The following is a 10,304-nucleotide window of genomic DNA, read 5'->3' as shown; positions in this document are numbered from 1 at the left end:
AGTAGGGTCAAGCGATGAAAAACCTAGTGTTGTTGGCATTGATTATTTGCATGTTGATCCATTGCCTAGAGTTGCAATGTTAGAAATGGATTTTTTACATGCAGATGCACCGCAGAAATTAGTTGAAGCTTTAGGAACAAAACCGGATGTGGTTCTTTCTGATATGGCTGCTCCAACAACAGGTCATCGTCAGACGGATCATTTAAGAACGATTTATTTATGTGAAGTTGCAGCTGATTTTGCTCTTTCGGTTCTCAAGCCTGGGGGACATTTTTTAGCAAAGGCTTTTCAAGGAGGAGCAGAAAATACTCTTCTCGCGATATTAAAACAGCATTTTAAAAAAGTCTACCATGTCAAACCACCTGCAAGCCGATCAGAATCAGTAGAGCTTTATCTTCTAGCGCTTGAATTTAAGGGAAAAACAAAAATACAAGAATAACGCCTTCTTTTAAGAAGACTTGGCTTTACTTAACCTATTTAAGTGAGATGATTTTTTCTCAAAGAGTTATCAGCAATAGTGATAGTTTTTCTGTTATCAGTGATGAAAAACTGGTAAAATTAATGTATTATCTATAGAGGTAGCGAGATTGATTCCTCAGTGAGTGTTTCCCATGAAATTTCTTGATCAAGCTAAAGTTTATATTCGTTCCGGTAACGGAGGTTCTGGAGCAGTATCATTTCGCCGTGAAAAATTTATAGAGTTTGGTGGTCCTGATGGAGGGAATGGAGGACGGGGTGGTGATGTTTGGGCTCTTGTTGTTGATGGGCTTAATACGCTGATTGATTATCGCTACCAACAGCATTTTAAAGCAAAAACAGGGGGGCATGGCAAGGGGCGTAATATGACGGGTGAGAAGGGTGATGATGTCATCCTGAAAGTTCCGGTTGGGACGCAAATTTTTGAAGAAGATAATACAACGTTAATCTGTGATTTAACAGAAGTAGGGCAGCGCTATCGTCTTGCAAAAGGAGGGAATGGCGGTTTTGGCAATCTTCACTTTACGACATCGACAAATCGGGCACCGCGTCGTGCAAATCCAGGTTTGGCTGGAGAAGAGCGTGCAATATGGCTTCGTTTGAAGTTAATTGCTGATGCGGGGCTTGTCGGTTTACCCAATGCCGGAAAATCAACTTTTTTAGCTTCTGTAACGGCGGCAAAGCCAAAAGTTGCAGATTATCCTTTTACCACTCTTCATCCTCATCTTGGTGTTGTACGAATTGATGGTCGTGAATTTGTTTTGGCTGATATTCCGGGGTTAATCGAAGGAGCTCATGAAGGGGTGGGAATTGGAGACCGTTTTTTAGGACATGTGGAACGTTGTCGTGTCCTCCTTCATTTGATTTCTGCTCAAGAAGAAGATGTCGCAAAAGCATATCAAATTGTACGTCATGAACTTGAGACCTATGGAAATAATCTAAGTGATAAGACTGAAATTGTCGCTTTAAGCCAGATAGATACTCTTACGATTGAAGAGCGTAAAACGAAACAGGAAGCTTTGCGAAAAGTAACGAATCAACCTGTTATGATGTTTTCTGCGGTTAGCCGCGAAGGTTTAGAAAATGTGCTGCGTGCTGGTGCACATATTATTGAAATGTCACGCAGAGAGGAGAACGGTGGGGATAGCAGGATTGATTGAGATGGCTGTTGAATTGCAAAAACTCACCCATTATAAACGTATTGTGGTCAAGATTGGATCCGCACTTTTGGTTGATCCTCAGACAGGTTTACGCGTTGAATGGCTTAAAAGCTTGATTAATGATGTTGTTGAATTGCACAAGGGAGGCGTAGAGATATTATTAGTGTCTTCAGGTGCTATTGCTCTGGGAAGAACATTGCTGCAGCTTCCTAAGGGAGCTTTAAAATTGGAAGAAAGTCAGGCATGTGCTGCTTTAGGACAAATTGAATTAGCAAAAACCTATGGTGATGCGCTTGCACAGCATGGACTCAAAACAGGTCAGATTTTACTCACTTTATTTGATACGGAAGAGCGAAGGCGTTATCTCAATGCACGTGCGACGATTAATATGCTTTTACGTTTTGGAGCAGTGCCTGTTATTAATGAGAATGATACTGTTGCGACAAATGAAATTCGTTATGGCGATAATGATCGTTTAGCAGCACGTGTGGCAACAATGATGGGAGCAGATCTTTTAATACTTTTATCTGATATTGATGGTCTTTATACAAAGCCTCCCCATCGTGATCCAACGGCTGAATTTATTCCTTTTATTGCGTCCATTACACATGATATCGAAAAAATGGCAGATGTTGCTGCTTCAGAGTTTTCACGGGGAGGAATGAAGACCAAGCTTGATGCCGGAAAGATAGCGAATGCTGCAGGAACGGCGATGATTATTACTTCAGGCAAACGTATGAATCCCCTTGCGGCGATTGATAAAGGTGAACGCAAGAGTTTTTTTGCGGCCGGTGAGAAATCTGTTAGTGCTTGGAAAACATGGATTTCTGGTCATTTAGATCCGTCTGGTATTTTGACGATTGATCAAGGAGCCATCAAGGCTCTTGAATCAGGAAAATCATTATTAGCAGCAGGGGTTATTGCTGTTGAGGGAAGTTTCCAACGTGGGGATACGGTTGCCATTGTTGATACAAAAGGGGTTGAGATCGCGCGCGGGCTTGTAAGTTATGGCACAGATGAAGCTGTACGCATTATAGGACGTAAAAGCGAAGAAATAGAATCTATTCTTGGATATGAGGCGCGCTCTGCTATGGTGCATCGTAATGATATGATTTTACGCTGCTTGACCAATTCTGTTTAAAAAAATTACTTTTGTTTTATTTTTTTAGTAGAGTAAATGATACGATGACTTTAGAAGAACAAATGAAAGATATGGGGCAAAAAGCACGCTATGCCGCTGCAGCATTGGCTGTTGCTTCTTCTGAGCAAAAGAACAATGCATTGGAAATGATTGCTTTAAGCTTAGAGGCTCACTCAGATGAAATTTTACGGGCGAATTGTTTGGATTTAGAGAAGGCTGCTCAGAATAATTTGAACGCCGCAATGGTTGATCGGCTCAAGTTAGATGAATTACGTTTGGGTGCAATGATAGAGAGTGTTCATCAAGTCTCTCGTTTATCTGATCCTGTTGGGCAGGTCATGAGTGCGTGGACACGTCCTAATGGGCTTCATATAAGTCGTGTAAGGACACCTCTTGGTGTGATTGGCATTATTTATGAGAGTCGCCCAAATGTTACAATTGATGCGAGTGCTTTGTGTTTAAAAGCGGGGAATGCTGCGATTTTGCGCGGTGGTTCGGATAGTTTTCATTCTTCGCATGCTCTTCACTGTGCGTTGGTACAAGGTTTAGAACACGCTGGTTTACCTAAAGATGCGATTCAAATGGTTGGAACGACAGATCGCGCTGCCGTTGGGGAAATGCTCAAAGGATTGGATGGAGCGATTGATGTGATCGTGCCACGTGGTGGAAAGAGTCTTGTTGCGCGCGTTCAGTCTGATGCACGTGTTCCAATTTTTGCCCATTTAGAGGGGCTTTGCCATATTTATATTGATAAATCGGCAGATTTGGATATGGCGCGCAATATTGTTTTAAATGCGAAGTTGCGTAGAACAGGGATATGTGGTGCTGTTGAGACAGTTCTCATCGACAACGAGGCATTAAAAAAATTTCTTCCCGTTTTGACTGCTTTACAGGAGAAGGGGTGTGAAATCCGTGCTACAGAAGATATTGCGTTTTTTCTGCCAGATGTAAAATTAGCCACTGAAGAGGATTGGTCGCATGAATATCTTGATGCTATTCTTTCTGTTAAAACAGTTGAGGGGGTTGAGGGAGCCATTTCTCATATCAAGCGTTATTCATCAGGACATACAGAATCGATTATTGCTGAAGATATGGAAGTGGTGAAGAATTTTTTTAATCATTTGGATTCAGCTATTTTATTGCACAATGCGTCCACACAATTTGCTGATGGAGGTGAATTTGGTTTTGGAATGGAAATTGGTATAGCAACAGGAAAAATGCATGCACGTGGCCCCATAGGTGTTGAACAGCTAACATCATTTCAATATCATGTTAAAGGAAATGGTCAGGTTAGAGCTTGAAAAGTCCATTTTTTCCATGGAAAAATCGTATGCCACATGTTGAAAGATCAAATGTTGTAGGTCTTTTTGGTGGTTCCTTTAATCCACCGCATGAGGGGCACCTTCTTGTTGCAAAAATTGCTATTCGGCGTTTGCAGCTTGATCAGTTATGGTGGATGGTTAGTCCAGGGAATCCTTTAAAGGATTGTACACAGTTACTCTCTTTAGAGGAGAGAATGCGGTTAAGTTTTGAGCTTATTGATCATCCGAAAATTCGCTTAACAGGTTTTGAGCAGGCTATAGGGAGCAAAGTATCACGTGATACGATTTCTCATATTCTTACCCATTACAATGGCGTAAATTTTATATGGATTATAGGGGCAGATAGTTTTACAATGATTCATCATTGGTATCGATGGCGTGATATTGTCTCTATGCTTCCTATTGCAATTATTGATCGTCCTTTAGGTAATAAGTCAGCCCTCTCTTCTCCTATGGCACACATTTATCGCCAGTTTCGTTTGGATGAGAGAGAAAGTGAGCGATTACCTTTTATAAAACCACCAGTTTGGACTTATTTGCATGGACCTTTATCTTTTCAATCTTCAACAAAGCTTCGTTTGAAGAAAGAATAATTTTTCTTGAACAATTTATAAGATTCTGCTTCTCTTTAGAGAAAACTTTTTTACATTCTACAACAAGAAGAAAGGAATATTAATCTGAGAAACGTTGTACAAAACCACTCTTACAATATGACGCCCTTAACAGAAAAAGCAGTTTTTTCTGTTAAGGAGAGTCTTGAAATTATTCTCAAGAGTTTAGAAGATACAAAAGCAGAAGATATTGTTTCTGTTGATATTCAAGGGAAGTCACCTTTAGCTGATTATATGGTCATAGCTTCAGCAAATTCGCAGCGTCATGTATCTTCAATTGCTGATCATTTGCTACGCACTTGGAAAGACAGTGGGCAGGGGCTTGCGCGTGTAGAAGGGCTTTCTGGAGGTGATTGGGTATTGATTGATACAGGTGATATTATTATTCACCTTTTTCGTCCAGAAATTCGTCTTTTTTATAATTTAGAAAAAATATGGATGGCTCCAGATTTAAGCAGTACAACATCGGTTCTCTTTGAAGATCATTAAAATGCAAATTTCTATTTTTACGGTTGGTCGTATGAAAAGTGGAGCTGAGCAAAAATTGGTTCAGCATTATTTGGATCGTTTTTCTAAAAGTTCTGGAGCTGTAGGATTTCATTTAAAAAAGTTACAGGAGATACCAGAAAGTCGGGCTCAAACAGCGTGCCAACGTATGGAGGAAGAGGGCAGAAGACTTATTGAGTTTTTACCTGAAAAATGTCGATTCATTGTGTTGGATGAGCGTGGAAAGTCAATTTCTTCAGTTTCTTTTGCTGAAAAATTAGAGTGTTATCGTGATGAAGGTATTCGGGATGTCATCATTGCTTTAGGGGGACCGGATGGTCATAACGAACAAATAAGGAATCGTGCAGATTTTCTTTTATCTTTTGGTTTTATGACGTGGCCACATCAAATTGCACGTATTCTTCTTGCAGAACAACTTTACCGTGCTGTAACCATTGCAAATCATCATCCATATCATCGTTTTTAAATATTTTTATTCAATTTTTAGCACTTATTTATATATTTATTAATAGAGTTTTAGCCGATACCGTTTAAAGCATCTTTCGTGGTACGATGAGGTGTTATGGTTTTTGCAAATGAAAGAGCTTCTTCATAGAAAGATGCGATACTTATATGGGGAATGCGTGATATTTGTCATCCTGCTCTTGAGTATGTTTTTTTGCTTTTCTGTATCGCAAGCGGAAGATACAATGAGGAGTACGCAAGTACATAAAGAATTGGGAGAAATTCGTCAAAATATTTCACTTTCGCGTGAGCGTGTTGTTTTTCTTACGCGTCAAGTTGAGAATTTAAAAAAAGATCAACGTGTTTTGAGTGATGCACTCATAAAAGCTGCTCAAGAAGAACGTAAAGTCGCAGATGATATTGCTGAAAGGGAAGAAAAGCTTAAAAAAATGATAGAAAATCGGGTACAAGTCTATCAAAATTTAAAAAGCCGTCGCACTGAATTTGCAGAAGTTCTTGCAATTCTAGAACGTATGGGATTGAATCCCCCTCCGGCTCTTGTGATACAACCAGAGGACGTATTGGCTTCTATGCGCAGTTCTATTTTATTAGGGACAGTCATTCCTCATATGCAAGAGAAAACACGAGATTTAACAGAGAAGCTCAAGGAGTTGACCAATTTAAGCAAATCCATTACTAGGGAATATACGGCGTTAAAGGCCAAACTGCAAAGTCAAGCAGAGCAGCGAAAACGTCTAGAACTTTTATTATACAAAAAAAACACGCTACAAAAAAAATCAGAAAAAGAACTTACAGAACAGCAACAAAAAAATATTGCTCTTGCTAAAAAAGCACAGTCTTTGGAAGAATTGATTTTAGAACTTGACCGTCAGTCAAAACTTAACTCTGATTCATCAATACAGATACGGAAAAGTTTACAATTGCTAGAGCAGTCCAATTTTGAAGGCCGAAAAGGTTCTTTACTTTTTCCTGTTTCAGGGAAAAGAATTCGATATTCTCATAAGAATTCGCAGATTACGCGTTTTGGTGAGACGATAGAAACAGAGTCAGGGGCTGTTGTTATATCGCCCGCAGATGCTTTTGTTGCTTTTGCTGGGCCATTTCGTTCTTACGGACAGTTAATCATTCTCAATGTTGGAAATGGTTATCATATCATTCTTACCGGAATGTCGAAAATTAATGTAAAACAGGGGCAGTTTGTTCTTTCAGGTGAGCCTCTGGGTATGATGGGGATGCAATTTATTGCAAATAGTGTTGCATTGGATATAGGAAAAGCTGCTCCAATACTTTACATTGAGTTTAGAAAACAGGGAAAGCCTGTAAATCCAACTCCTTGGTGGCAGACTGAAAAAATGAGAAGGAGCCAAAATGATTCGTAAAGTTATTCTTTTGGTCGCTGGGGTATTGCTCGGCGCCTATTCAATGATTATGGTGCAGTCTGTTGCTGCGAATAATGAAGATAACGCATATAAAAAGTTGGCCATATTTGGCGATGTTTTTGAGCGTGTGCGTAGGCAATACGTTACAGTTCCAGATGATAAAAAGCTTATTGAAAATGCTATCAATGGTATGCTTACATCACTGGACCCCCATTCATCTTATTTGAATGCTGAAGAAGCTAAAGATATGCGGGATTCTACGAAAGGAGAATTCGGAGGTCTTGGTATTGAAGTCACTATGGAAAAAAACTTAATTAAAGTTGTTTCACCGATGGATGATACTCCCGCTTCAAAAGCCGGTATTTTAGCAGGAGATCTCATTTCAAAAATTGATGATGTACAAACGAATGGTCAAACATTAAATGAAGCTGTTAATAAAATGCGAGGGGCTCCTGGAACACCAATTACCTTAACAATTATTCGTTCTGGCGTTGATCAGCCATTTGAAGTTAAGATTATTCGTGATATTATCAAGGTAAAAGCGGTTAAATATCGCGTTGAGGATGACATTGGATATTTAAGAGTTATTCAGTTTTCTGAGCAGACGTTGGGTAATCTTCTGGCAGCAATTAAGGATATCCAATCTAAAATTCCTGAAGATAAACTAAAAGGTTATGTCCTTGATTTGCGGCTTAATCCTGGTGGACTTTTAGATCAAGCTGTTAATGTTTCGAGTGCTTTTCTCAATAAAGGTGAGATTGTGTCAACGCGTGGCCGTAAAAAGAGTGATGTGACGAGATTTGATGCGAAGCCAGGTGATGCCACAAATGGAAAACCACTTATTGTTCTTATTAATGGGGGGTCGGCGAGTGCTTCTGAAATTGTTGCAGGTGCTCTACAAGATCATCGTCGTGCGACAATTTTGGGTACGCAGTCTTTTGGTAAAGGATCTGTTCAAACGATAATTCCTTTGGGTGAAAATGGAGCTTTACGTTTAACGACAGCACTTTATTACACACCATCTGGTACTTCTATTCAAGGAACGGGGATCACACCTGATATTATTGTAGAGCAACCACTTCCTGAAAAATATAAAGGTTATGATGTAAAAGTTGGTGAGTCTGCATTAAAAGGGCATATCAAAGGGAAACGAGAAAGCAATAAAGGATCTGGTTCAGCTGCTTTTGTTCCGAAAGATCCTAAGGATGATATTCAATTGAATGAGGCTTATAAACTGTTACGGGGTGAGATGGCAAATGCAGCATTTCCACCAGATCCCAATAAGGATATATTAAAGTGAGAAATGATATCTATAGCTTGTGCTTTTGAGGAATATAAATGGATGCAGATGTTAACTTGAAGCCCCTTCCTTATCGCAAATGTGTTGGAATTGTTGTCTTTAATCATGAGGGTAAAGTTTGGGTTGGGCGTCGTTTAATGATGCCAACTCATGCAGATATTGATAGATCTCATCGTTGGCAGCTTCCTCAAGGAGGGATTGATGAAGATGAAAATCCATTAGATGCAGCATATCGCGAACTCTATGAAGAAACGGGTATTCGATCTGTAAAGTTGATTAAAGAAGCACAAAATTGGTTCGATTATGATTTTCCACAAGAACTTCCTGCGTGCACATTAAGCAATAAATATCGTGGGCAAACACAAAAATGGTTTGCTTTCCAGTTTACGGGAGAGCTTTCTGAAATTGTGATTAATCCGTCACCAGATGGCAATAAAGCAGAATTCGATCAATGGAAATGGATTGATCTAGAAGCCCTTCCTTCGATTGCTGTTTCTTTTAAAAAGCATGTTTATATGAGAGTTGTCAGCGAATTTCGAGGTAGCCTTAGATCATTATAAAAGCTATATGACTATGAGAAAGCTTTTTTTATTAAGATGCTTTATGTAATATAATCATTTATAGATGATAAACATGTTTCTCTTTTATGTAAAGAACAGGAATATAAAAATGAAAAAGTTATTTAATTTGCTTATAGTTTGTACTCTTTTGAGTATTTCATCTGTTGCATTTGCGACAAATTCAAAGCCTCCTGCACCGAAAGAGGCACCAGCGACATTGCCAAATGGAGCTTCTTCTTTGACTGAAACCTACGGCTTGTGGACCATTAACTGTGGGTTACAAGAAGGGAAAAAAGTTTGCTTTATGCACCGTCAAGAAGTAAATGAGCAGGGGCGTGTTGTTGTGGCTATGGCTCTTATTCTCAATGCTGAGGGTGTTGTATCGGGTAATTTAACAGTGCCTTTTGGCATTTTGGTTTCTAAGCCTGTTCGTTTACAAGTTGATGAGGGAAAAGCTGTTATTGAAACTGGTATTCGGACTTGTGTACCAGCAGGTTGTATGGTTCCAGTCGCCTTTGATAAAAGTCACGTAGCAGCTTTACGTTCTGGAAAACAATTAAAGTTAGCGATGACAATTGCTGCTGCAGGTGAACCATCTTTGAATGATTTATTTGTTCAGCTCGATGGTTTTAGTAATGCTCTTAACCGTTTGGCTGCTTTGCAGAAATAATTGAAAATAAACTAAAAGCGGCTTTTAACGGCCGTTTTTAGTTTGTGCGTTTTTTATATATTGATAATTAAAACGATAGATTTAAGATTAGTCCTATAAGGAATATTGAGAGCTTTAGAGTTCTCGGATTTTGCGTCGTTTCTTCTATTTTCACACGCTGTTTTTAATTTTGATATTTGTTTTCTAGCTTCATCTCCATTAAATAAGGAGGTGGAAAGTTTGGAATATTTAGTTTTTTATTCATAGAATATTAGGGTATAAAACTATTATTCAATATATAGACTCATCTTAAGGAAGGTTTTCTATACGCTTTTCTGTTTCCTTGATTGAAAGGGATAACGTATGATTTATGCATTGCTTCGAGCAATCGATTTGATTCTTAATATTTATACTGATATTCTAGTTTCCAGTGTCATTTTTTCTTGGCTTTATGTTTTTAATATCATAAATTCGCGCAATCGATTTGTTGTTTTGATAGGGAACTTTCTAGATCGCCTTACAAATCCCGTTCTAAATCCTATCCGGCGGATTTTACCAAATTTGGGAACAATTGATATTTCACCTATTGTGGTGTTCATTATTATTTATTTTATTCGTACTTTCATGTGGCGCGCTTACGCAGGCATGTATCTATAGAAATATTACTTGAGGCGAGTATATGTTTTATCAAGTTGATAAAAATAGCTTGGTTTTGTTTGTATACCTCATTCCC

Annotated in this window: 12 protein-coding genes; all 12 read left to right on the top strand. The window is 38.9% G+C overall.

Annotated features, from left to right (window positions below; all coding sequences use genetic code 11):
- Nucleotides 1-439: SAM-dependent methyltransferase (locus BN338_RS08645; protein WP_039761219.1), on the top strand; the 439-nt coding region annotated here is incomplete at its 5' end.
- Between the two features lie 172 nt (nt 440-611).
- The gene (obgE, locus tag BN338_RS08640; RefSeq protein WP_039761069.1) at nt 612-1,637 is read left to right on the top strand and encodes a GTPase ObgE; all 1,026 of its coding nucleotides are present in this window, start codon (nt 612-614) and stop codon (nt 1,635-1,637) included.
- A 1-nt stretch (nt 1,638) separates the two neighbouring features.
- Nucleotides 1,639-2,778: a glutamate 5-kinase gene (gene proB, locus BN338_RS08635; RefSeq protein ID WP_039761065.1), complete on the top strand. Its 1,140-nt coding sequence runs from the start codon at nt 1,639-1,641 to the stop codon at nt 2,776-2,778.
- A 44-nt stretch (nt 2,779-2,822) separates the two neighbouring features.
- On the top strand, nt 2,823-4,079 hold the full coding sequence (locus BN338_RS08630; RefSeq protein ID WP_039761062.1) for a glutamate-5-semialdehyde dehydrogenase: 1,257 nt from the start codon (nt 2,823-2,825) through the stop codon (nt 4,077-4,079).
- Nucleotides 4,080-4,108: 29 nt separating this feature from the next.
- Nucleotides 4,109-4,693 (top strand): nicotinate-nucleotide adenylyltransferase, encoded by a 585-nt coding sequence (locus tag BN338_RS08625; RefSeq protein ID WP_039761216.1) that lies wholly within the window; start codon nt 4,109-4,111, stop codon nt 4,691-4,693.
- Between the two features lie 117 nt (nt 4,694-4,810).
- On the top strand, nt 4,811-5,200 hold the full coding sequence (gene rsfS / locus BN338_RS08620) for a ribosome silencing factor (RefSeq protein WP_051018518.1): 390 nt from the start codon (nt 4,811-4,813) through the stop codon (nt 5,198-5,200).
- A gap of 1 nt (nt 5,201) precedes the next feature.
- Nucleotides 5,202-5,684 (top strand): 23S rRNA (pseudouridine(1915)-N(3))-methyltransferase RlmH, encoded by a 483-nt coding sequence (gene rlmH / locus BN338_RS08615; RefSeq protein WP_039761056.1) that lies wholly within the window; start codon nt 5,202-5,204, stop codon nt 5,682-5,684.
- A gap of 133 nt (nt 5,685-5,817) precedes the next feature.
- Complete coding sequence (locus BN338_RS08610; protein ID WP_051018531.1) at nt 5,818-7,062, top strand: murein hydrolase activator EnvC family protein; 1,245 nt, start codon at nt 5,818-5,820, stop codon at nt 7,060-7,062.
- A complete protein-coding gene (locus BN338_RS08605; RefSeq protein ID WP_039761049.1) occupies nt 7,052-8,362 on the top strand; it encodes a S41 family peptidase in 1,311 nt (436 codons plus the stop codon). Before BN338_RS08610 ends, BN338_RS08605 begins: the two co-directional genes overlap by 11 nt.
- 38 nt (nt 8,363-8,400) lie before the next feature.
- Nucleotides 8,401-8,922, top strand: coding sequence for an RNA pyrophosphohydrolase (locus tag BN338_RS08600; protein ID WP_039761047.1), 522 nt, complete (start codon nt 8,401-8,403; stop codon nt 8,920-8,922).
- Between the two features lie 109 nt (nt 8,923-9,031).
- On the top strand, nt 9,032-9,592 hold the full coding sequence (locus BN338_RS08595; RefSeq protein ID WP_039761044.1) for an invasion associated locus B family protein: 561 nt from the start codon (nt 9,032-9,034) through the stop codon (nt 9,590-9,592).
- Nucleotides 9,593-9,934: 342 nt separating this feature from the next.
- Nucleotides 9,935-10,228 (top strand): YggT family protein, encoded by a 294-nt coding sequence (locus tag BN338_RS08590; RefSeq protein WP_039761041.1) that lies wholly within the window; start codon nt 9,935-9,937, stop codon nt 10,226-10,228.
- Nucleotides 10,229-10,304 lie beyond the last annotated feature (76 nt).

Origin of the sequence: Bartonella queenslandensis AUST/NH15 (assembly GCF_000312585.1) — a bacterium.
GTDB classification, from domain to species: Bacteria; Pseudomonadota; Alphaproteobacteria; order Rhizobiales; family Rhizobiaceae; genus Bartonella; species Bartonella queenslandensis_A.
The sequence above is the reverse complement of the archived record's forward strand: the minus strand, read 5'-3'. Positions and strand labels throughout refer to the sequence as shown.